We start from the raw sequence: 21,612 nt of genomic DNA, 5'->3' as shown, positions 1-21,612 counted from the left end.
GGGACCTCACTGCCTCAAGCCCTGTGATATCCCTGTGGGAGCGGGTTTACCCGCGAAGAGGCCGGTTCAGGCTTACTTGAACCGCCGCTCCACGCCTTTTTCCACCAGGATCTTCGCCGAGATCTCCTCCACCGAGAAATGCGTGGAATTGATGTTGGGAATGTTCTCCCGACGGAACAGGTTCTCCACTTCGCGCACCTCGAACTCGCACTGGGCAAAGCTCGAGTAGCGGCTGTTGGGCTTGCGCTCGTGGCGGATGGCGGTCAGGCGGTCGGGGTCGATGGTCAGGCCGAACAGCTTGCTGTGGTGCTTCTTCAGCACCGCCGGCAGTTGCAGGCGCTCCATGTCGTCCTCGGTCAGCGGGTAGTTGGCGGCGCGGATGCCGAACTGCATGGCCATGTACAGGCAGGTCGGGGTCTTGCCGCAGCGCGACACGCCGACCAGGATCAGGTCGGCCTTGTCGTAGTAGTGGGTGCGCGCGCCGTCATCGTTGTCCAGGGCGAAGTTGACCGCCTCGATGCGCTCCATGTAGTTGGAATTGCCGCCGATCGAGTGGGATTTGCCCACGGAATACGACGAATGGGCGGTCAATTCCTGCTCGAGCGGGGATAAAAACGTCGAGAAAATGTCGATCATGAAGCCATTGGACGTGGCCATGACCTCACGGATGTCCTGGTTGACGATGGTGTCGAAAATGATCGGACGCACTCCGTCGCGCTCGGCCGCGGCGTTGATCTGCTGGACCATGGCCCGGGCCTTGTCCAGCGTATCGATGTAGGGGCGCGTGAATTTATTGAACGGAATGCTCTCGAATTGTGCGAGCAGGCTCTGGCCCAGCGTTTCTGCAGTGATGCCGGTACCGTCGGAGATGAAGAACGCGGTTCGTTTCATTTGCACCTGGGGGCCTTAAGCTGCCGAAGATTTCTGGATATGATAGGTTCGGTTTGCCGAACGCGGTTGCTCGGCATTCTCACTTATTTTCCAGGTCCAGGCCACAAGCGTCCGGCCCAGTCAGTCAGGCAGGCGGGCGCCCTTGAGCTTTTCCAATACAGTTAGTGGAGAGATCACCTTGGTAGAGTACGTAGTTTCCCTCGATAAGCTCGGCGTCCATGATGTGGAGCATGTGGGGGGCAAGAACGCATCCCTGGGCGAGATGATCAGTAACCTCGCAGGTGCCGGTGTCTCGGTGCCGGGCGGCTTTGCCACTACGGCTCAGGCGTACCGCGATTTTCTCGAGCAAAGTGGCCTGAACGAGCGCATCCACGCGGCGCTCGATGCGCTGGACGTCGATGACGTCAACGCCCTGGCCAAGACCGGCGCGCAGATCCGCCAGTGGGTGATGGAAGCCGATTTCCCGGCGCGTCTGGACGCAGAAATCCGTACGGCCTTCGCCGAGATGGCCGGCGGCAACGACAACATGGCCGTGGCCGTGCGTTCCTCGGCCACCGCCGAGGACCTGCCGGATGCCTCCTTCGCCGGCCAGCAGGAGACCTTCCTCAACATCCGCGGCGTCGACAACGTGATCCGCGCGGCCAAGGAAGTGTTCGCCTCGCTGTTCAACGACCGCGCCATTTCCTACCGCGTGCACCAGGGCTTCGACCACAAGCTGGTGGCCCTGTCCGCGGGCGTGCAGCGCATGGTCCGCTCCGAGACCGGCACCGCCGGCGTGATGTTCACCCTCGACACCGAGTCGGGCTTCCGCGACGTGGTGTTCATCACCGGCGCCTACGGCCTGGGCGAAACCGTGGTACAGGGTGCGGTCAACCCGGACGAATTCTACGTGCACAAGCAGACCCTGCAGGCCGGCCGTCCGGCGATCCTGCGCCGCAACCTGGGCAGCAAGGCAATCAAGATGGTCTATGGCGACGAAGCCAAGGCCGGGCGCTCGGTCAAGACCGTCGAGGTCGAGCGTGCCGAGCGCGCGCGCTTCTGCCTGAGCGACGCCGAGGTCAACGAGCTGGCCAAGCAGGCGATGATCATCGAGCAGCATTACCAGCGCCCGATGGACATCGAATGGGCCAAGGACGGTGACGACGGCAAGCTGTACATCGTCCAGGCCCGTCCCGAGACCGTGAAGAGCCGTTCCAGCGCCAATGTCATGGAGCGCTACCTGCTGAAAGAGAAGGGCACCGTGCTGGTCGAGGGCCGCGCCATCGGCCAGCGCATCGGCGCCGGCAAGGTCCGCGTGATCAACGATGTCTCGGAAATGGACAAGGTCCAGCCGGGCGACGTGCTGGTTTCGGACATGACCGACCCGGACTGGGAACCGGTGATGAAGCGCGCCAGCGCCATCGTCACCAACCGCGGCGGGCGTACCTGCCACGCGGCGATCATCGCCCGTGAACTGGGCATTCCGGCCGTTGTCGGCTGCGGCAACGCCACCCAGGTCCTGAAAGACGGCCAGGGCGTCACCGTGTCCTGCGCCGAAGGCGACACCGGCTTCATCTTCGAAGGCGAGCTGGGCTTCGACGTCAAGCAGAACTCGGTCGATGCCATGCCGGAACTGCCGTTCAAGATCATGATGAACGTCGGCAACCCGGACCGCGCCTTCGACTTCGCCCAGCTGCCCAACGCCGGTGTCGGCCTTGCGCGCCTGGAGTTCATCATCAACCGCATGATCGGCGTGCACCCCAAGGCGCTGCTCAACTACGCCGGCCTGCCGCCGGAGCTGAAGGAAAGCGTCGACAAGCGCATCGCCGGCTACGACGACCCGGTTGGCTTCTATGTCGAGAAGCTGGTCGAGGGCATCAGCACCCTGGCCGCGGCCTTCTACCCGAAAAAGGTCATCGTGCGCCTGTCGGACTTCAAGTCCAACGAGTACGCCAACCTGATCGGCGGCAAGCTCTACGAGCCGGAAGAAGAGAACCCGATGCTGGGCTTCCGCGGCGCCTCGCGCTACATCAGCGAGTCGTTCCGTGACTGCTTCGAGCTCGAGTGCCGTGCGTTGAAGCGCGTGCGCAACGAGATGGGCCTGACCAACGTCGAGATCATGGTGCCGTTCGTGCGCACCCTGGGCGAAGCCAGCCAGGTCGTCGACCTGCTCGCCGAGAACGGCCTGGCCCGCGGTGACAACGGCCTGCGCGTGATCATGATGTGCGAGCTGCCGTCCAACGCCATCCTCGCCGAAGAGTTCCTCGAGTACTTCGACGGCTTCTCCATCGGCTCCAACGACCTGACCCAGTTGACCCTGGGCCTGGACCGCGACTCGGGCATCATCGCGCACCTGTTCGATGAACGTAACCCGGCCGTGAAGAAGCTGCTGGCCAACGCCATCGCCGCGTGCAACAAGGCCGGCAAGTACATCGGCATCTGCGGTCAAGGCCCGTCGGACCACCCGGACCTGGCCAAGTGGCTGATGGAGCAGGGCATCGAGAGCGTGTCGCTGAACCCGGACTCGGTGCTCGAGACCTGGTTCTTCCTGGCCGAGGGCCAGGGCGCGGCGTGATGCGCTGAAGGCAACACACTGTGGGAGCGGGCTTGGCCCGCGATAGCGCCAGATGGGACAGCAGTGTCTGCAGGTCTGGTTCAATCGCGGGGCAAGCCCGCTCCCACGTTCATATCCTCAGTTTGTTCGTGAACCCATGCAAAGCAGCTCCACCCAATTTCCCGTCGCGTTGCTCAGTGCCGAGCGCCGCGGCGACCTCAGCGAAGACGTCTACCGGATCAAGGCCGGCAACAGCCCCGATCCGAGCGTCGAGCTGGCCGTCACCCGCCTGGGCCTGGCCGATCAGGACCACGCCCAGGGCGTGCCGGTCATTCTCCTGCACGGCAGTTTCTCCAACCGGCGCTTCTGGTATTCGCCCAAGGGCATCGGCCTGGGCGCCTACCTGGCCCGCGCCGGGTTCGATGTGTGGATCCCGGAGATGCGCGGCCACGGCCTGTCGCCGCGCAACCGCGATTGGCGACAGAACCGTGTGGCCGACTATGCGCGCTACGACCTGCCGGTGATCGGCGCTTTCGTTCGCGAGCAGGCCGGGCAGGCGCCGCACTGGGTCGGCCACTCGCTGGGCGGCACCACCCTGGCGGCGGCGCTGGGCAGCGGTTACCTGGACACCGCGCTGGTGGCCAGCGCGGCACTGTTCGGCACCCAGGTCAGCCGGGTCTACTGGCCGCTGAAAGTGCCTCCGGTGGAGTGGGGCGCGCGCGTGCTGCTCAAGCGCTTCGCGCAGATCTCGGGTTCGCGCCTCAAGCGTGGCCCGGAGGACGAACCCATCGGCCTGGCCCTGGAGAGCCTGCGCTGGAATGGCCTGTTCGGCCGCTTCGGCGACAAGGACAAGGACTGGTGGGCGGGGCTGGCCGAGATCGAGGTGCCGCTGCTGGCGGTGGCCGGGGCCGGTGACTTCCAGGACCCGGTGTGGGCCTGTCGCAAGCTGTTCGAGCAGTTCGGCGGTGACGCCAGGCAGTTCCTGCGGTTGGGGCGCGAGGAGGGCTTCGAGGCCTTCGGGCATGTCGACATGCTGGTCAGCAAGGCGGCGCAAACCCAGGTGTGGCCGCTGGTGGAGCGCTGGCTGAGGGATCCGCAGGTGCCGGTGCATGCCTCGACGGTGGTGATGGAGCCGGTGCCCGCCAGTTGATTCCGCGTGGGGTTCTTCGCGGGTAAACCCGCTCCCACAGGTGAGGTGCGAAACCCTGTGGGAGCGGGTTTACCCGCGAAGAGGCCGGAGCAGACAAAAGCAAACTGACTGCTCGGTCCCGGATGACTGCCGGCCTCCTGCGGTGTAGCCTTGCTCCACATCCGCTTTCGTTGTGACTGACAGGAGTTTCCCATGCAGCATTACGTAACGCCCGACCTGTGCGACGCCTACCCGGACCTGGTCCAGGTGCTCGAACCCATGTTCAGCAACTTCGGCGGCCACGACTCGTTCGGTGGCCAGATCGTCACCATCAAGTGCTTCGAGGACAATTCGCTGGTCAAGGAGCAGGTCGAGCTCGACGGCAAGGGCAAGGTTCTGGTGGTCGACGGCGGCGGCTCGCTGCGCCGCGCGCTGCTGGGCGACATGCTCGCCGAGAAAGCGGCGAAAAATGGCTGGGAAGGCCTGCTGATCTACGGCTGCGTGCGTGACGTGGACGTGCTGGCGCAGACCGATGTCGGCATCCAGGCCCTGGCCAGTCACCCGATGAAGACCGACAAGCGTGGCATCGGCGACCTCAATGTCGCGGTGACCTTCGCTGGCGTGACCTTCCGCCCGGGCGAGTATGTGTATGCCGACAACAACGGCGTGCTGGTCTCGCCGAGCCCGCTGAAGATGCCCGAGTGACGCGCCGTACACCGATGGAGCTTTGATGTTCGAGGAAGACAACGCGCAGTGGGGCCTGGTGCATGCCCTGGTGCTCGATGGCAAGGGTGGCGCGCGCTCGATCGCCCGCACCGAGCTGGACGACCTGCAGCTGCAGCCCCAGGAGAGCCTGTGGCTGCACTGGGACCGCAGTCACCCGCAGACCCGCACCTGGTTGCTCCACGACAGTGGCCTGAGCGAGTTCGCCTGCGAATTGCTGCTGGAGGAGAACACCCGCCCGCGCCTGCTGCCATTGGCCGACGAGCAGATGCTGCTGTTCCTGCGCGGGGTCAACCTCAACCCGGGCGCCGAGCCTGAGGACATGGTCTCGGTGCGTATCTTCGCCGAGGCGCGTCGGGTCATTTCCCTGCGTCTGCGGCCCCTTCGGGCGAGCGACGAGGTCCTGCAGAAACTGGACGAGGGCAGGGGGCCGAAGACCGCCTCCGAACTGCTGTTGCTGATGGGTGAACTGTTGACCGAAAAGGTCCAGGCGCTGGTCAGCGACCTGTCCGAAGCGGTCGATCTGGAAGAAGAAAAGGTAGAATCCGACGAACGGTATTCTCCGGCCCAGGGCAGCCTGCAGCAGATCCGGCGCCGCGCCGCCGGCCTGCGGCGTTTCCTCGCCCCCCAGCGCGACATCTATGCCCAGCTGTCGCGCAGCAAATACAGCTGGTTCGCCGATGCCGACGCCGACTACTGGAACGAGTTGAACAACAGCCTGATCCGCTACCTCGAAGAGCTCGAACTGGCCCGCGAGCGCGCCGCGCTGGTGCTGGAAAGCGAGGACCGGCGGCGCAGCGAGCGGATGAACCGGACCATGTACCGGTTCGGCATCATCACCTGCATTTTCCTGCCCATGAGCTTCATCACCGGGCTGCTGGGCATCAATGTCGGCGGTATTCCGGGCGCGGAAAACCCCTATGGCTTCCTGTTCGCCTGCATGGTCGTGCTGGGGCTGGCAGCAGGGCAGTGGTGGTTGTTCCGGCGGTTGCGGTGGGTGTGATGTATCTTGTCGCGGGGCAAGCCCGCTCCCACGCTCTCAGCGTGGTTCCGTGGGAGCGGGCTTGCCCCGCGATGGGCTCGCACACTCATTTTGAAACACTCGTCCCACATCCCTGTGTGACCCATTGCTCGGCGCCCTCGTCTTTGACTGACATTGCGCGAGGTGCCCATGCACGATCCGTTTGAAGAATCCCTGCGCGACCTGCTCAAGGCGTCGCCGTCCGGCCAGGACCGCGACGACGCCGCCTGCCTGGGTCGCGTGCTCAAGACCGCCAACCGCCAGGTCGGCGCGGGCGATCTGTTCAGCCTGCTTGGCCGCTGGAGCCAGGCGCTGCTGATCGCCGTGAACAATGGCTCGGCGCATGTCGCGCCGGTCCGTCGCAACTCTACCCGCAAACCTGCCGCCGGCAGCAACGCAGATAAGGCCGATTGAATATGGAACTCGATCTCTGGACCCAGAGCCTGGTCACCGCCATGACTGCCCTTTGGACCAAGGTGGCGAACTTCATCCCCAACCTGTTCGGCGCGCTGGTCGTGGTGCTGCTCGGTTTCGTCGTGGCCAAGCTGCTCGACACCCTGCTGTCCAAGGTGCTGGCCAAGTTCGGCCTGGATCGCCTGATGAGTGGCACCGGGCTGACCAAGATGCTCGCCCGGGTCGGCATCCAGGTGCCGATCTCGACCTTGATCGGCAAGATCGTCTACTGGTTCGTGCTGCTGATCTTCCTGGTCTCGGCCGCGGAATCCCTGGGGCTCGAGCGGGTCTCGGCGACCCTCGACATGCTCGCCCTGTACCTGCCCAAGGTGTTCGGCGCGGCCCTGGTGCTGCTGGCCGGCGTGCTCCTGGCGCAACTGGTCAACGGTCTGGTGCGCGGCGCCGCCGAGGGTATCGGCCTGGAGTACGCCGCCGGCGTCGGGCGCATCGCCCAGGGCCTGGTGATCATCATCAGCATCTCGGTGGCCATCAGCCAGCTCGAGGTCAAGACCGACCTGCTGAACCATGTGATCGTCATCGGGCTGATTACCGTTGGTCTGGCCGTTGCACTGGCGATGGGCCTGGGCAGCCGGGAAATCGCCGGGCAGATCCTGGCCGGCATCTATGTGCGCGAGTTGTATCAAGTCGGCCAGCAGGTGCGTATTGGCGAGGTCGAGGGGCACATCGAGGAAATCGGCACGGTCAAGACGACCCTGCTGACCGATGATGGCGAACTGGTGTCGTTGTCTAATCGCGAGCTGCTCGAGCAGCGCGTGAATAGCCGCTAACCGCACAAAAGCTGTTAATGTATGCCGCCGCAAAAATCGGCCCACGGGGCCGAGCGGCGACATTGACCTGACTGTCGGCCAGATCCGTTTTGAATAAAGTTCATTCGCCGCCCATGCGCTATGACCCCCGCGAGCTCACCGACGAGGAGTTGGTGGCGCGTTCGCATGAGGAGCTGTTTCACGTCACCCGCGCCTACGAGGAACTGATGCGCCGCTACCAGCGCACGCTGTTCAACGTCTGCGCGCGCTACCTGGGGAACGATCGGGATGCCGACGATGTCTGTCAGGAGGTGATGCTCAAGGTGCTGTACGGGTTGAAGAACTTCGAGGGCAAGTCCAAGTTCAAGACCTGGCTCTACAGCATCACCTACAACGAATGCATCACCCAGTACCGCAAGGAGCGTCGCAAGCGCCGGTTGATGGATGCCCTGAGCCTGGACCCTGTCGAAGAGGCGTCCGAGGACAAGGCACCGAAGCCGGAGGAGAAGGGCGGGCTGGACAAATGGCTGGTGCATGTGAACCCGATCGACCGGGAAATCCTGGTGCTGCGATTTGTCGCAGAGCTGGAATTCCAGGAGATCGCGGACATCATGCACATGGGCCTGAGCGCCACGAAAATGCGCTACAAGCGTGCGCTCGACAAGCTTAGAGAGAAATTTGCAGGCCTGGCTGAAACTTAGTGGCCAGCAAATACCTCTAACCAACCGGCAAGTTCTGCTAGACTTGCCGTCGAGTTGTCCCCCGGATGTTGGTGGGACTGCTTAACTATCACCAGATGGGGATTTAACGGATGAAATTGAAAAACACCTTGGGCTTGGCCATTGGCTCGCTCGTGGCCGCTACTTCGTTCGGCGTTCTGGCTCAAGGCCAAGGCGCTGTCGAAATCGAAGGCAACGTCACCAAGCAGTACTACGACAGCGAGCGTAACTTCAAGAACACCGGCACCAACCCTGGTGTCCGCCTCGGTTACTTCCTGACCGACGACGTGTCCCTGGACCTGGGCTACAACGAGACCCACAACGCTCGTGGTGAAGTCTTCAACAAAGACATCAAAGGCTCCAAGACCAAGCTGGACGCCACCTACCACTTCGGTACCGTCGGTGACGCCCTGCGTCCGTACGTTTCCGCTGGTTTCGCTCACGAAAGCCTGGGCCAGGCCACTCGTGGCGGCCGTGACCACTCCACCTTCGCCAACGTTGGCGCTGGCGCCAAGTGGTACATCACCGACATGTTCTTCGCCCGTGCCGGCGTCGAAGCCATGTACAACATCGACAACGGCAACACCGAGTGGGGTCCGACCGTTGGTCTGGGTCTGAACTTCGGTGGCAGCGGTGGCCAGAAAGCCGCTCCTGCGCCAGCTCCAGTTGCCGAAGTCTGCTCCGACAGCGACAACGATGGCGTCTGCGACAACGTCGACAAGTGCCCTGACACCCCAGCCAACGTTACCGTTGATGCTGATGGCTGCCCGGCTGTTGCCGAAGTCGTTCGCGTTGAGCTGGACGTCAAGTTCGACTTCGACAAGTCGGTCGTCAAGCCTAACAGCTACGGCGACATCAAGAACCTGGCTGACTTCATGAAGCAGTACCCACAGACCACCACCACCGTGGAAGGTCACACTGACTCCGTCGGTCCAGACGCTTACAACCAGAAGCTGTCCGAGCGTCGCGCCAGCGCTGTCAAGCAAGTCCTGACCCAGCAGTACGGCATCGAATCGAGCCGTGTTGACTCGGTTGGCTACGGTGAGACCCGTCCGGTCGCCGACAACGCCACCGATGCTGGCCGCGCCGTCAACCGTCGCGTAGAAGCTCAGGTAGAAGCCCAGGCCAAGTAATTGGTTTGACGCTTCACGAAAAACCCGGCCTCGGCCGGGTTTTTCTTTGCCCGAGATTTTTCGAGATACACCTGGTCCCCCCCCCTTTGTAGGAGCGGCCTCGTGCCGCGAAAGGGGTGCGCAGCGCCCCCAGGATTTCAGCATCACGCGGATTGCCGGGGCTGCTACGCAGCCCTTTCGCGGCACAAGGCCGCTCCTACACGAACTGTGGTGCGCCTGCGCGCTTAGCGTTTGAGCAACACCAGCAACAACACCAGGTTCAACAGCAGCGACAGCAACCCAATCGTGCGCCACACCTTCAACGGCTCGCGCTCCAGCAGCGGCCGTGGCCGCTCGGCCAGCTCCTGGCGATCTCCCCGTTCCAGCAACAGCAACCACTGCTCGGCGGTCTCGAAGCGCTGCGCCGGGTCTGCCGCCACCGCCTGTAACAGGTTGCGCTGCAACCACTCCGGCAAATCCGGCCGATAACGCGCCGGGTTCACTGGCGTGCCGAAGCGTGGGCGCTGGAACGCTTCGACCTCGCCGTAGGGGTAGTGCCCGGTGAGCAGATGATAAAGCGTCACGCCCACGGCATAGAGGTCCTGGCGCGGTGCGGGGGGCAGGCCGTCGAAGGCTTCAGGGGCGAGGAACGAAGGCGTGCCCGGCAGGGCATGGGGCGGGTCCTCGGAAAGCCCCGGGCAGTACGCCAGCCCGAAGTCCAGCAGACGCAGCTGGCCATCGCTGCCATGGTGCAGGTTGTCCGGCTTGATGTCGCGGTGCAGCAGGTTGCGCCGATGCAGTACGCCCACCGCTTGCAACAGCTGGCGGGCGACCTCCAGCCATTGCGCCAGCGGTAGTGGGGGGTGTCCGGCCAGGGTCGTGCCCGGGTACTCGCGCATCAGGTAGTACAGGTGCTGGCGTTGGCTGGCCGGGTGCACTTCAGGGAAGTGGCGGCCGGCGACCCGGCGCAGGAACCACTCCTCCAGCAGCAGGGCCTGGGCGGCCCCGGGCTCCTGGTCGCGAGACTGCGGCAGGGTCTTTAGCAGCCAGGGCTGGCCGTGCGGGTCGCGGACCCGGTACAGCAGCGATTGCCGGCTCTGGGTCAGCAAGCCGTCGACCTGCCAGCCATCGATCGACTGACCGTCACGCAGCGCGCCTGGCAGCGGCCACTGCTGGAGTTGCGCCAGGGTGTCGCCCAGGTTGCTGGCGCCCAGTTGATCCACTCGCACCAGCAAGGCGCTGGCGTTGTCCTGGCTGCCGCGATGGTGGGCGCTGGCCACCAGGGTGTCGGCGGCCACCTGCAGGTCGGGTTGTTCGCGCAGGATCGACTGGATATGCGCATCGCTCAGGCTGGCCCATATGCCGTCGCTGAGCAGCACGAAGCACTCGCCCTCGCGCAGGTCGCCCTCCAGGTAGTCCACCAGCAGTTGCTGGTCCAGCCCCAGCGCGCGCTTGAGCACATGCTGCATGCCGGGCTGGTCCCAGACATGGTCTTCGCTCAGGCAGTGCAGCTGGTCGGCCTGCCAGCGGTACACCCGACAATCGCCGACATGGGCCAGGGTGAAACGTCGCCCGCGCAGCACCAGGGCGCTGAGGGTGGTCAGCAGCGGCTGGCCATTGCCTTGGGCGCGCAACCAGCGATTCTGTGCCGTGAGCAGGCGGTCCAGGGCCTGGGCAGCGCTCCAGGTGGCGGGCGTGGCGTAATAGTCCAGGGCCAGGGCCTGCAGGCTGGCGCGCGCCGCCAGGCCGCCATCGGCGCACTGGCTGACGCCGTCTGCCAGCGCGCACAGGTAACCCTTGCTGGCGGCCAGCTCCGGTACGGGTGTTACCAGGCGCAGGGCGTCCTGGTTTTCCGGACGCGGCCCGGTGGCGCTGGCCTGGGCAAAGCTCAGTTGCAGGCTCATGGCGCGGCCTCAGACCCGCGCCGCCGTCACTGCCGCCGAGCCCCAGGTGGTGCGCCAGCGTTGCTTGACCCCGAGCAGACCGAACCAGGCCAGCAGGCCGAGGCTGGCGAACAGCCACAGGCCGAGCTGGTAGTCGCCGGTATGCTGCTTGATGGTGCCCAGGCCTGCGGCAAGCAGGAAGCCGCCGATGCCACCGGCCATGCCGATCAGCCCGGTCATCACACCGATCTCCTGGCGAAAACGCTGTGGCACCAGCTGGAACACTGCGCCATTGCCGGCGCCCAATCCGAGCATGGCGCTGACGAACAGCGCCAGGGCCGCCGCCGCGCTGGGCAGGTTGAAGCCCACTGCGGCGATGCATACGGCGGCCACGCCGTACATCGCCAGCAGGGCGCGGATCCCGCCGAAGCGATCGGCCAGAGCACCGCCGAGTGGGCGCATCAGGCTGCCAGCGAACACGCAGGCGGCGGTGTAGTAGCCGGCGGTCACCGGGCTCAGCCCGTACTGGTCGCTGAAGTAGCCGGGCAGGGCACTGGCCAGGCCGATGAAGCCGCCGAAGGTCACGCTGTAGAAGAACATGAACCACCAGCTGTCGCGATCTCCCAGGGCCTTCAGGTAGTCGGCCATGGCCTTGGGCTTAGGCCGTTGCGGGGCATTGCGCGCCAGCAGGGCGAACAGCACAAGGGTCAGCAGCAAGGGCAGCACGGCGAAGCCGAACACATTGTTCCAGCCGAAGCCCGCGGCCAGCGCCGGGGCCAGCAGCGCGGCGAACACCGTGCCGGAGTTGCCGGCGCCGGCGATGCCCATGGCCTTGCCCTGGTGCTGGGGTGGATACCACTGCGAGGCCAGGGGCAGGGACACGGCGAACGAGGCCCCAGCGAAGCCGAGGAACACACCCAGCAGCAACGCCTGCTCATAGCTGCGCACCCCCAGGTGCCAGGCGCAGGCCAGGGCGACGATCACGATGACCTGGCCGATCAGCCCGGCGGTCTTGGGTGACAGGCGATCGACCAGCAGGCCCATGGCGAAGCGCAGTACCGCGCCGGCCAGGATCGGCGTGGCCACCATCAGGCCCCGTTGTTGTGCGCTCAGTTGCAGGTCGGCGGCGATCTGCACCGCCAGGGGGCCGAGCAGGTACCAGACCATGAAGCTCAGGTCGAAATACAGGAAGGCGGCGAACAGCGTGGGCACATGCCCGGATTTCCAGAAGCTCGTATTCATCGAACACCTCGTTGGGCGCGGAAACGAAAAGACGCCGCTGCCCGGTCCATGGCTGTGGAGGGGCGAGCGACGTCTTTGTCAGGGTATGGGGGCAACCGCCGTTGGCTACCGGGGTTTTCAGAGCAAGAGGCGGGCCAATATCCAGTCTCGCGCGAACCCTGTAGGAGCGGCCTTGTGTCGCGAAAGGGCCGCAAAGCGGCCCCAGCGATCTTTATGTAAACCCTGAAATCTTGGGGCCGCTGCGCGCCCCTTTCGCGGCACAAGGCCGCTCCTACAGAGGGGCGTAACGTCGGTACGGATGGCGCTACCCCAGCATCTGCGACATGGCAATGATCTGTTCCGCCACCTGGATCAGCTTCTGCTGGCGGCTCATGGCCTGGCGGCGCATCAGGGTGTAGGCCTGTTCCTCGTTGCAGTCCTTCATCTTCATCAGCAGGCCCTTGGCCTGCTCGATGAGCTTGCGCTCGGCCAACTGCTGGTCGCGGGCCAGCAGTTGAGCCTTGAGCGCCTGGTCGCTTTCGAAGCGGGCCATGGCCACATCAAGGATCGGTTGCAGCCGCGTGGTCTGGATACCCTCGACGATGTAGGCGCTGACCCCGGCCTGGATCGCCTGGCGCATCACACCGGGGTCATGCTCGTCGGTGAACAGCACGATGGGACGCGGGCGGTCGCGGCTGACCAGCACCACCTGTTCCATCACGTCCCGGCCTGGTGACTCGGTATCGATCAGCACCACGTCCGGGTGCACCGTTTCGACACACGCGGGCAGGTCGATGCTCAGGCTGCTGGCCTCGATCACCTCGAAGCCGGCCTCGATCAGGGCGGCCTTGAGGCGGCCGACTTTTTTTTCCGTGTCGTCGATCAGCAGGATACGCAACATGGCTGGACCCTCAGCGATGGGCGCGGGCGTCAGGCGCCGCGTCCAGGGCGTGCAGTGCGAAGCTGCGCGCATAGCCATGGGGGTCGCTGCCGTCCCAGCGGCTGCCGTCGATCAGCAGGCTGCTGCGCATGGGCGGGTCGGCACAAGGTACGCCCAACGCCGTGGCGGCCTCGCGGTACAGCGTCAGCTGCTGCACCTGGCTGGCGACCGCCAGGTAGTCCGGGTCGTCACGCAGCAGGCCCCAGCGGCGGAACTGGGTCATGAACCACATGCCATCGGACAGGTACGGCAGGTTGGCCCGACCCTGGTCGAACAGGCGCAGGCCGTGGGGATCGTGCCAGCGATGGCCCAGGCCATCCTGGTAGTCGCCGATCAGGCGCGGCTCGATGCTGCCGACCGGGGAGCCCAGGTAGGCGCTGCCGCTGAGCAGTTGCGCCGTGCCACGGCGATTCTCCTGGCTCTGCTCGATGAAGCGTGCGGCGGCGAGTACCGACTTGATTAGCGCCCGGGTGCTGTTGGGGTACTGTTCGACGAAGCCGCGGGCACTGGCCAGGACCTTTTCCGGATGGTCGGGCCAGATCGACTGGCTGGTGGCCAGGGTGAAGCCCTGCCCCTTGGCGACGGCGTCCGCCGACCAGGGTTCGCCGACACAGAAGCCGTCGATGCGCCCGGCCTGCAGGTGGGCGGCCATCTGCGCAGGGGGCACCACCACGCTGGTCACATCGCGCAGCGGGTGGATACCCTGGCTGGCCAGCCAGTAGTAAAGCCAGAGGGCATGGGTACCGGTCGGAAAGGTCTGGGCGAACGTCAGTTGTGCGCCCTGTTGGTGCACCAGCCGCGCCAGTGCCTCGGGGCTGGTCACGCCCTTGCGCTGCAGCGCGGGGGAGAGATTGATGGCCTGGGCGTTCTGGTTAAGGCCCATGAGCACGGCCAAGGGGCTGGCGGGCACGCCGCCGATGCCCAGGTGCACCGCGTACACCAGGCCATAGAGGCAGTGGGCGGCGTCCAGCTCGCCGCTGACCAGCTTGTCGCGCAGCCCGGCCCAGGACGCCTGGCGGCGCAGGTTGAGGGTCAGGCCGAACTGCTGGGCGAAGCCCTGGGTGGCGGCGACCACCACCGAGGCGCAGTCGGTCAGGGCCATGAAACCGATGTCCAGGCTGGGCTTTTCCGGCGCGTCGCTGCCGTTGACCCAGGCCAGGGGCGTTGTCGGGAGGGCTGTGTTCACGAGAATCCTCAGGCGTTCGCGATTGACTGCATGCAACGGACTTAGCAACCCATGTGCCATTGCCCTGTCGCCCCGGCGGCTCGCTGGCTATAATCGCCCCCTCACACACCGCGAGTCCGCCCACCCATGTATACCCTGGCCCGCCAGTTGCTGTTCAAGCTCTCCCCGGAAACCTCCCACGACCTCTCGCTGGACCTGATCGGCGCCGGTGGCCGTCTCGGGCTCAACGGCCTGCTGTGCAAGCAGCCGGCGGCGTTGCCAGTGACAGTGATGGGCTTGAACTTCGCCAACCCGGTCGGCCTGGCCGCCGGCCTGGACAAGAACGGCGCGGCCATCGATGGCTTTGCCCAACTGGGCTTCGGCTTTGTCGAGATCGGCACCGTGACGCCGCGCCCGCAGCCGGGCAACCCCAAGCCGCGGCTGTTTCGCTTGCCGGAGGCCACGGCCATCATCAACCGCATGGGCTTCAACAACCTGGGCGTCGACCACCTGCTGGCGCGGGTGCGTGCCGCGAAGTACACCGGCGTGTTGGGTATCAACATCGGCAAAAACTTCGACACCCCGGTCGAGCGGGCCCAGGACGACTACCTGATCTGCCTGGAGAAGGTCTACAACGACGCCAGCTACATCACCGTCAACGTCAGCTCGCCGAATACCCCCGGCCTGCGTTCGCTGCAGTTCGGCGATTCGCTCAAGCAACTGCTCGATGCCCTGGCCGAGCGCCGTGAGCAATTGGCGCAGGCAAACGGCAAGCGCGTACCGCTGGCGATCAAGATCGCGCCGGACATGAGTGACGAGGAGACCGCCCTGGTGGCGGCGGCGTTGGTCGAATCGGGGATGGATGCGGTGATCGCCACCAACACCACCCTGGGGCGCGAGGGCGTCGAAGGCCTGCCGTTCGGTGGCGAGGCTGGTGGTTTGTCGGGTGCGCCGGTGCTGGAAAAGAGCACTCACACGGTGAAAGTGCTCGCTGGTGAGCTGGGTGGCAAGCTGCCGATCATTGCGGCGGGCGGGATCACCGAGGGGCGTCATGCGGCCGAGAAGATCGCCGCAGGGGCGAGCCTGGTACAGATCTATTCGGGCTTCATCTATAAAGGCCCGTCGCTGATTCGTGAAGCAGTGGATGCCATTGCCGCGATGCCGAAAGCATGAAATGAACCGGTAGCCGTGGGGGCGGGCTTGTCCCGCGATGGCGCCAGGACAAGTTGCCTGGGCGGACGCCATCGCGGGGCAAGCCCGCTCCCACGTTGCCCACCGGATAGGATGAAAAAAAGGGCATAAAAAAGGGCCCCTTCAAAGGGGCCCCTGGGCCGCAGCCCGCCGCCCGGATAGGGCGCGCATGGTGACTCGAATTCAGTGTCCTCGTTCAGCCAAGTGCGTGGTTCTCGTTTCGGGTAGAAATGCCAGCGATGCCGGTCTCTGCATTCCAGTAAGCTTCACGGCCGTTGCGCCAACCGTTCATCCAGTTTTGATGGCCAGCTGTACCTTCCTGTTTTGGGCACAGTTCTCGGGATTTACCTTGTATGCCGTAAAGAAAACCGCGTGCTTTTTCTTTCTCCTCGGAACTACGTTTCATTCTTTTTCCACTCATAAGGTATTGCCCTCACTTGTTGACTGAAATGTCCCGTCGGCCTCTCCGAGGCCGGGCAGAATCGTTCTGCCGAAGTGCACCCGCTGCTGGCGTGGCGGGTTGAAAGTGCCGCCCCGTTGCGGTGCGACCTGAGATCAGTTCTAACGAATGCAGGTCACAGTGTGAATGATCGATTTGTCATAAGGACGTAACCTTTCCGAAGGTGAGGGGATAAGTAAATAAATGCGACTCAACCTTGTTTGCCGTTGAGCCCGCTATGATCAGGGTTTACCCAACCTTGACGTCAATTGGCCAGCGTTGCTGGATGATGACAGTAATATTTGGTAATGCGACGAAGGGTCACATCTGAGCCCGACGTCCACGCAATTTTCATACTGCCCGACGATCAAAGCCTCTTTCGCCACCCGGCAAAGGCATGATCGACCGGGCGGCCAGGCCTGGCGAGCGTTTCGTCGGGCCACCCGGACGCCTGCTGGAAAGGCGTGCGGGCTAACAGCGGCAGCCGATGCGTCGGCTCGCCATCTACCTAGCCAAAGGCTCTGGATTGCACATGTCGGACCGTTTCGAACTTTACCTTACCTGCCCCAAGGGTCTTGAAGGCCTGCTCGCCGAGGAAGCCCGTCAACTGGGCCTGAACGAGGTGCGTGAGCACACCTCGGCCATTCGCGGCGACGCCGACATGGAAACCGCCTATCGCCTGTGCCTCTGGTCGCGCCTGGCTAACCGCGTGCTGCTGGTGCTCAAGCGCTTCTCGATGAAGAACGCCGACGACCTGTACGACGGCGTGAATGCCGTCGACTGGGCCGACCACCTGGCGGCTGATGGCACCTTGGCGGTGGAGTTTAGCGGCCATGGCTCAGGCATCGACAACACCCACTTCGGCGCGCTCAAGGTCAAGGATGCGATCGTCGACAAGCTGCGCAACCGCGAAGGCCTGCGCCCGTCGGTGGAGAAGGTCGACCCGGATGTGCGCGTGCACCTGCGCCTGGACCGTGGCGAGGCGATCCTTTCCCTCGACCTGTCCGGCCACAGCCTGCACCAGCGTGGCTATCGCTTGCAGCAGGGTGCTGCGCCCCTGAAGGAGAACCTGGCGGCGGCGGTGCTGATCCGCGCCGGCTGGCCACGTATCGCGGCCGAGGGCGGCGCCCTGGCCGACCCGATGTGCGGCGTGGGCACCTTCCTGGTCGAGGCGGCGATGATCGCCGCCGATATCGCTCCCAACCTCAAGCGCGAGCGCTGGGGCTTCAGCGCCTGGCTCGGCCATGTGCCGGCGCTGTGGCGCAAGGTCCACGACGAGGCCCAGGCCCGTGCTCAAGCCGGCCTGGCCAAGCCGCCGCTGTGGATCCGCGGCTATGAGGCCGACCCACGGTTGATCCAGCCGGGGCGCAACAACGTTGAGCGCGCGGGCCTGGGCGACTGGGTGAAGATCTACCAGGGCGAGGTGGCCAGTTTCGAGCCGCGTCCGGACCAGAACCAGAAAGGCCTGGTGATCAGCAACCCGCCCTACGGCGAGCGCCTGGGCGACGAAGCCAGCCTGCTGTACCTCTACCAGAACCTCGGCGAGCGCCTGCGCCAGGCCTGCATGGGCTGGGAAGCGGCGGTGTTCACCGGCGCGCCGGAGCTGGGCAAGCGCATGGGCATCCGCAGCCACAAGCAATACGCCTTCTGGAACGGCGCGTTGCCGTGCAAGCTGTTGCTGTTCAAGGTCCAGCCCGACCAGTTCGTCACCGGTGATCGTCGTTCGGCCCAGGCCGAGGCGGCTGAGGGCGAGCCTCGTCGCCAGGCCCCGGTGGCCAGCGAGCCGGCGCGCCTGTCGGAAGGCGCGCAGATGTTCGCCAACCGCCTGCAGAAGAACTTCAAGCAGCTGGGCAAGTGGGCCCGCCGCGAGAAGGTCGATTGCTACCGTGTGTACGATGCCGACATGCCCGAGTACGCCCTGGCAGTGGACCTGTACCACGACTGGGTGCACGTGCAGGAGTACGCCGCGCCGCGTTCGATTGATCCGGACAAGGCCCAGGCGCGCCTGCTCGACGCGCTGAGCGCGATTCCCCAGGCCCTCGGTGTCGATCCGCAGCGTGTGGTGCTCAAGCGCCGGGAGCGCCAGAGCGGCACCCGCCAGTACGAGCGCCAGGCCACCGAAGGGCGCTTCCAGGAGGTCAACGAAGGCGGCGTCAAGCTGCTGGTCAACCTCACCGACTACCTGGATACCGGGCTGTTCCTCGATCACCGGCCGATGCGCATGCGCATCCAGCGCGAGGCGGCGGGCAAGCGCGTCCTCAACCTGTTCTGCTACACCGCCACGGCCACCGTGCACGCAGCCAAGGGCGGCGCGCGCAGCACCACCAGCGTGGACCTGTCGAAGACCTACCTGGACTGGGCCCGGCGCAACCTGTCGCTCAACGGTTTCTCCGAGCGCAACCGCCTGGAGCAGGGCGATGTCATGGCCTGGCTGGAGAACGCCCAGGACAGCTACGACCTGATCTTCATCGACCCGCCGACCTTCTCCAACTCCAAGCGCATGGAAGGGGTATTCGACGTGCAGCGCGACCATGTGCAACTGCTCGACCTGGCCATGGCGCGCCTGGCCCCGGGGGGTGTGCTGTACTTCTCCAACAACTTCCGCAAGTTCCAGCTCGACGAGCATTTGGCCGCGCGCTACGTAGTGGAGGAGATCAGTGCCCAGACCCTGGACCCGGACTTCGCCCGCAACAATCGTATCCACCGCGCCTGGCAGCTGCGTCTGCGCTGAGCCGACGAGGTACGTGGCACGCCTGCTGGCCAGTGGCTATAACTCAGGACAGGGCGGGACAATACGCAGGACGCTGACCTTGGTTGGAGTCCTCTATGTCGAACCCGGGCGTACCTGCAAAGCGGCTTGGCCTGCTCGGCGACGAGTTGTCGGCCTGGGGCGTGGCCCTGGCGGCGCTGGTCGCCGGGGCGTTGCTCACGGCCGCCCTGGCGATCGCCACCCAGACCTTCTACCAGCAGCAACTGCGCCAGCGCTTCGAGCTGCTGGCCAGTGAGCGCTACAGCCGCATCGCCGAGCGTTTCGAGGAGCAGGAGCAACGCCTGGATGGCTTGCGCCGGTTCTTCGCCTATTCCACTGAAATCACCCCCCGCGAGTTCGATGGCTACGCACGTCCCTTGCTGCACCGCACCCAGGCTTACTCCTGGGCACCGCGGGTAGCGGCCGCGCAGCGCGAGGACTTCGAGCGGCGCGCCAGTGCCTGGCTGGGCCAGCCCTATCAGATCCGCGACCTGGACGCCCAGGGCGATTGGCAGGCCGCGCCTGCGCGTGATCACTACTATCCGGTGCTGTACACCCAGGCGGCGAGTCGCCAGGCCCAGCCCTACGGCTTCGACCTGGGTGGGCAGCCGCTGCGCGCCGCGACCTTGGCCCGGGCCGCCAGCCCCGGCAGCATGGCGGTGTCGGCGCCGCTGGACATGATCAACGTCGAACCGACTTATACCCGTGGCCTGCTGATAGTCGCCCCGGTGTTCGCCGATGAAGCGTCTGTGGGCGATCCCCTTCGAGGGTACGTCATGGCCTTGCTGAGCCTGCATCAGCTGATCGCCGAGAGCCTGCCGACGGTGGCTGACGACAACCTGGTGGTGCGCATCCTCGACCTGTCCACAGAGGGTGGTCACGAGGTGCTGTTCGACTCAGGGATGCCGCCGGCGCGCATGGGCTTTGCCAGCAGTCACCTGCTGCACCTGGCGGACCACCACTACCAGCTCGACATTCGTCCCAGCCAGGGCTTTCTTGCCGCCAACCGCTCGTCGGCGGTGCCGGTGGTGGCGTTGCTCGGTGGCCTGCTCAGTGTCTTGCTGGCGCTGCTGCTGTACAGCCTGTTCAGCCAGCGCCAGCGTGCCCTGGGCCTGGTGGCCCGGCGTACCGCCGAGCTGCGTATCAGCGAGCAGTCATTGCGCGAGACCCACAACCAGTTGCGCAGCGTGCTTGATGCCGCGACCCAGGTGGCGATCATCGCCACCAGCCTGCGCGGGGTGATCGGCACGTTCAACGCGGGCGCCGAGCGCATGCTGGGCTATTCGGCCGGCGAAGCGCTGGGCCAGCTGCGCCTTGAGGACCTGGTCTTGCCCGAGGAGCTGCGCCAGCGGGCCCATGCCTTGAGCGTGCGCTTCGGGCGCGAGGTTGGCGCGGGCCAGGCGATGTTCGCCGAGACGGTGCAGGAGGGCGGCGCGGAGCCGGCGGACTGGACCCTGGTGCGCAAGGATGGCAGCCACCTGCTGGCCAACATGCTGGTGACGGCGGTGCTGGACGAGCAGGGGTTATGGGTGGGCTATCTGGCGATCTGCATCGATGTCACCGAGCGGCGCCGGGTGCACGAAGCCCTGGCGGCCCGCGACCGGCTGTTGGAAAAACTCAGCGCCGAGGTGCCTGGCGGGATCTACCAGTATCGCCTGGACGCCGATGGTCATTCCTGTTTCCCCTACGCCAGCCAAGGTCTGCACGACATCTACGAGGTGGACCTGGCAGTGCTGCGCGAGGACGCCGCGGCGGTGTTCGAACGTATCCACCCGGACGACCTGGAGCGAGTGCGGCGCTCGGTGCGTTACTCCGCCGAGTACCTGACGCCGTGGCGGGAGGAGTACCGGGTGTGCCTGCCGCGGGCGGGGTTGCGCTGGGTGCGTGGGGAGGCGACGCCGGAGGTCGGCGAGCACGGCAGCACGCTCTGGCATGGTTACCTGACCGATATCTCGGACCTCAAGCGGGTGGAGGAGGAGCTGCGGGCGCTGTCGGTGACCGATGCGCTGACCGGGATCTACAACCGGCGGTATTTCCAGGAGCGGCTGCGCAACGAACTGGATCGGGCGCAGCGGGATGGGTTGGACCTGGCGGTGATCATGCTGGATATCGATCACTTCAAGCGGATCAACGATCAATACGGGCATGCGGTGGGGGATCATGTGCTGCGCAGCCTGTGCCAGCGGATCGGGCAGCGGTTGCGGCGGACCGATGTGTTTTGTCGGTTGGGGGGGGAGGAGTTCATGGTGTTGTGTCCGGGGAGTAATGCCGAGCAGGCGCGGGTGCTGGCGCAGGAGTTGTGGCAGGGGGTTCGGAGTGTGCCGGTCGAGGGGGTGGGGCGGGTGACGGCGAGTTTTGGGGTGGCGGGGTGGCGGGTTGGGGAGGGGGCGGATGCGTTGTTGTTGCGGGCGGATGCTGGGGTTTATGTGGCCAAGCAGGGGGGGAGGGATCGGGTTGAGGGGGAGTTGCCTTGAGTTAAGCTTGATCTGTTGTTTGATTGTTTGATTGTTTGATTGTTTGATTGTTTGATTGTTTGATTGTTTGATTGTTTGATTGTTTGATTGTTTGGTTGTGTTGAAAGTTTTATGCGCATTCATTTGTGATGTCGACGCTTAGTCACCTTTCCGCCCTTACGGCGGGTTACTTTGGTCTTGGCCAAAGTAACCAAAGCCGTTG

17 protein-coding genes are annotated in these 21,612 nt (G+C 65.0%); 11 read left to right on the top strand and 6 right to left on the bottom strand.

The genetic code is table 11. The annotated features are described in order from the left end of the window. Positions 1-72: 72 nt before the first annotated feature. Positions 73-891, bottom strand: a complete 819-nt coding sequence (ppsR, locus tag POF53_RS14020; RefSeq protein ID WP_028692934.1) for a posphoenolpyruvate synthetase regulatory kinase/phosphorylase PpsR — start codon at positions 889-891, stop codon at positions 73-75. A gap of 178 nt (positions 892-1,069) precedes the next feature. Between ppsR and ppsA the strand changes: the two genes are divergently transcribed. The 8 genes from ppsA to POF53_RS13980 all read left to right on the top strand — a co-directional run bounded on the left by ppsA (position 1,070) and on the right by POF53_RS13980 (position 9,369). Beyond that, on the top strand, positions 1,070-3,445 hold the full coding sequence (gene ppsA / locus POF53_RS14015) for a phosphoenolpyruvate synthase (protein WP_203647488.1): 2,376 nt from the start codon (positions 1,070-1,072) through the stop codon (positions 3,443-3,445). A 136-nt stretch (positions 3,446-3,581) separates the two neighbouring features. Continuing rightward, positions 3,582-4,574: an alpha/beta fold hydrolase gene (locus tag POF53_RS14010; protein ID WP_203647487.1), complete on the top strand. Its 993-nt coding sequence runs from the start codon at positions 3,582-3,584 to the stop codon at positions 4,572-4,574. A gap of 192 nt (positions 4,575-4,766) precedes the next feature. Continuing rightward, positions 4,767-5,258, top strand: a complete 492-nt coding sequence (rraA, locus tag POF53_RS14005) for a ribonuclease E activity regulator RraA (RefSeq protein ID WP_023630330.1) — start codon at positions 4,767-4,769, stop codon at positions 5,256-5,258. A 25-nt stretch (positions 5,259-5,283) separates the two neighbouring features. Then, on the top strand, positions 5,284-6,279 hold the full coding sequence (cmaX, locus tag POF53_RS14000; RefSeq protein ID WP_254463431.1) for a divalent cation transporter CmaX: 996 nt from the start codon (positions 5,284-5,286) through the stop codon (positions 6,277-6,279). A 168-nt stretch (positions 6,280-6,447) separates the two neighbouring features. Continuing rightward, positions 6,448-6,711, top strand: a complete 264-nt coding sequence (locus POF53_RS13995) for a hypothetical protein (RefSeq protein ID WP_028692938.1) — start codon at positions 6,448-6,450, stop codon at positions 6,709-6,711. 2 nt (positions 6,712-6,713) lie between these two features. After that, entirely contained in the window at positions 6,714-7,538 is an 825-nt protein-coding gene (locus tag POF53_RS13990; protein WP_110739094.1) for a mechanosensitive ion channel family protein, read from the top strand. Between the two features lie 113 nt (positions 7,539-7,651). Next, on the top strand, positions 7,652-8,218 hold the full coding sequence (gene sigX, locus POF53_RS13985; protein WP_050704759.1) for an RNA polymerase sigma factor SigX: 567 nt from the start codon (positions 7,652-7,654) through the stop codon (positions 8,216-8,218). A gap of 110 nt (positions 8,219-8,328) precedes the next feature. Further along, positions 8,329-9,369 carry an OmpA family protein gene (locus tag POF53_RS13980; protein WP_203647486.1) on the top strand — a complete coding sequence of 347 codons (1,041 nt, stop codon included), beginning with the start codon at positions 8,329-8,331 and terminating at the stop codon, positions 9,367-9,369. Between the two features lie 224 nt (positions 9,370-9,593). On the opposite strand, the gene POF53_RS13975 is transcribed toward POF53_RS13980, so the two are convergent. The 4 genes from POF53_RS13975 to POF53_RS13960 all read right to left on the bottom strand — a co-directional run bounded on the left by POF53_RS13975 (position 9,594) and on the right by POF53_RS13960 (position 14,578). After that, positions 9,594-11,252, bottom strand: a complete 1,659-nt coding sequence (locus tag POF53_RS13975; protein ID WP_498968146.1) for a bifunctional protein-serine/threonine kinase/phosphatase — start codon at positions 11,250-11,252, stop codon at positions 9,594-9,596. A gap of 9 nt (positions 11,253-11,261) precedes the next feature. After that, positions 11,262-12,473, bottom strand: coding sequence for a nitrate/nitrite transporter (locus tag POF53_RS13970; protein ID WP_498968144.1), 1,212 nt, complete (start codon positions 12,471-12,473; stop codon positions 11,262-11,264). A gap of 304 nt (positions 12,474-12,777) precedes the next feature. Further along, positions 12,778-13,353, bottom strand: coding sequence for an ANTAR domain-containing response regulator (locus POF53_RS13965; RefSeq protein ID WP_203647484.1), 576 nt, complete (start codon positions 13,351-13,353; stop codon positions 12,778-12,780). Positions 13,354-13,363: 10 nt separating this feature from the next. Next, positions 13,364-14,578 carry a CmpA/NrtA family ABC transporter substrate-binding protein gene (locus POF53_RS13960; RefSeq protein ID WP_232856029.1) on the bottom strand — a complete coding sequence of 405 codons (1,215 nt, stop codon included), beginning with the start codon at positions 14,576-14,578 and terminating at the stop codon, positions 13,364-13,366. 126 nt (positions 14,579-14,704) lie between these two features. On the opposite strand from POF53_RS13960, the gene POF53_RS13955 reads away from it, so the two are divergent. Next, on the top strand, positions 14,705-15,730 hold the full coding sequence (locus POF53_RS13955; RefSeq protein WP_203647482.1) for a quinone-dependent dihydroorotate dehydrogenase: 1,026 nt from the start codon (positions 14,705-14,707) through the stop codon (positions 15,728-15,730). A gap of 214 nt (positions 15,731-15,944) precedes the next feature. Here POF53_RS13955 and rmf read toward each other — a convergent pair whose 3' ends face one another. Next, positions 15,945-16,154 carry a ribosome modulation factor gene (rmf, locus tag POF53_RS13950; RefSeq protein ID WP_232856030.1) on the bottom strand — a complete coding sequence of 70 codons (210 nt, stop codon included), beginning with the start codon at positions 16,152-16,154 and terminating at the stop codon, positions 15,945-15,947. Between the two features lie 565 nt (positions 16,155-16,719). Here rmf and rlmKL point away from each other — a divergent pair. Both rlmKL and POF53_RS13940 read left to right on the top strand, forming a co-directional pair. Beyond that, positions 16,720-18,918, top strand: coding sequence for a bifunctional 23S rRNA (guanine(2069)-N(7))-methyltransferase RlmK/23S rRNA (guanine(2445)-N(2))-methyltransferase RlmL (gene rlmKL, locus POF53_RS13945; RefSeq protein WP_203647480.1), 2,199 nt, complete (start codon positions 16,720-16,722; stop codon positions 18,916-18,918). A gap of 95 nt (positions 18,919-19,013) precedes the next feature. Further along, positions 19,014-21,410 (top strand): sensor domain-containing diguanylate cyclase, encoded by a 2,397-nt coding sequence (locus tag POF53_RS13940; RefSeq protein WP_498968140.1) that lies wholly within the window; start codon positions 19,014-19,016, stop codon positions 21,408-21,410. Positions 21,411-21,612 lie beyond the last annotated feature (202 nt).

The organism is Mitsuaria sp. RG, from assembly GCF_028369275.1.
GTDB classification, from domain to species: domain Bacteria; phylum Pseudomonadota; class Gammaproteobacteria; order Pseudomonadales; family Pseudomonadaceae; genus Aquipseudomonas; species Aquipseudomonas peradeniyensis.
This window is presented reverse-complemented; position numbering and strand designations above follow the sequence as displayed.

Excerpts from the sequence above, each read along its gene's own strand:
- ppsR (WP_028692934.1), bottom strand. The coding sequence starts at position 891 with ATGAAACGAACCGCGTTCTTCATCTCCGACGGTACCGGCATCACTGCA.
- POF53_RS14010 (WP_203647487.1), top strand. The coding sequence starts at position 3,582 with ATGCAAAGCAGCTCCACCCAATTTCCCGTCGCGTTGCTCAGTGCCGAG.
- rraA (WP_023630330.1), top strand. The coding sequence starts at position 4,767 with ATGCAGCATTACGTAACGCCCGACCTGTGCGACGCCTACCCGGACCTG.
- cmaX (WP_254463431.1), top strand. The coding sequence starts at position 5,284 with ATGTTCGAGGAAGACAACGCGCAGTGGGGCCTGGTGCATGCCCTGGTG.
- POF53_RS13995 (WP_028692938.1), top strand. The coding sequence starts at position 6,448 with ATGCACGATCCGTTTGAAGAATCCCTGCGCGACCTGCTCAAGGCGTCG.
- POF53_RS13990 (WP_110739094.1), top strand. The coding sequence starts at position 6,714 with ATGGAACTCGATCTCTGGACCCAGAGCCTGGTCACCGCCATGACTGCC.
- sigX (WP_050704759.1), top strand. The coding sequence starts at position 7,652 with ATGCGCTATGACCCCCGCGAGCTCACCGACGAGGAGTTGGTGGCGCGT.
- POF53_RS13980 (WP_203647486.1), top strand. The coding sequence starts at position 8,329 with ATGAAATTGAAAAACACCTTGGGCTTGGCCATTGGCTCGCTCGTGGCC.
- POF53_RS13975 (WP_498968146.1), bottom strand. The coding sequence starts at position 11,252 with ATGAGCCTGCAACTGAGCTTTGCCCAGGCCAGCGCCACCGGGCCGCGT.
- POF53_RS13970 (WP_498968144.1), bottom strand. The coding sequence starts at position 12,473 with ATGAATACGAGCTTCTGGAAATCCGGGCATGTGCCCACGCTGTTCGCC.
- POF53_RS13965 (WP_203647484.1), bottom strand. The coding sequence starts at position 13,353 with ATGTTGCGTATCCTGCTGATCGACGACACGGAAAAAAAAGTCGGCCGC.
- POF53_RS13955 (WP_203647482.1), top strand. The coding sequence starts at position 14,705 with ATGTATACCCTGGCCCGCCAGTTGCTGTTCAAGCTCTCCCCGGAAACC.
- rmf (WP_232856030.1), bottom strand. The coding sequence starts at position 16,154 with ATGAAACGTAGTTCCGAGGAGAAAGAAAAAGCACGCGGTTTTCTTTAC.
- rlmKL (WP_203647480.1), top strand. The coding sequence starts at position 16,720 with ATGTCGGACCGTTTCGAACTTTACCTTACCTGCCCCAAGGGTCTTGAA.
- POF53_RS13940 (WP_498968140.1), top strand. The coding sequence starts at position 19,014 with ATGTCGAACCCGGGCGTACCTGCAAAGCGGCTTGGCCTGCTCGGCGAC.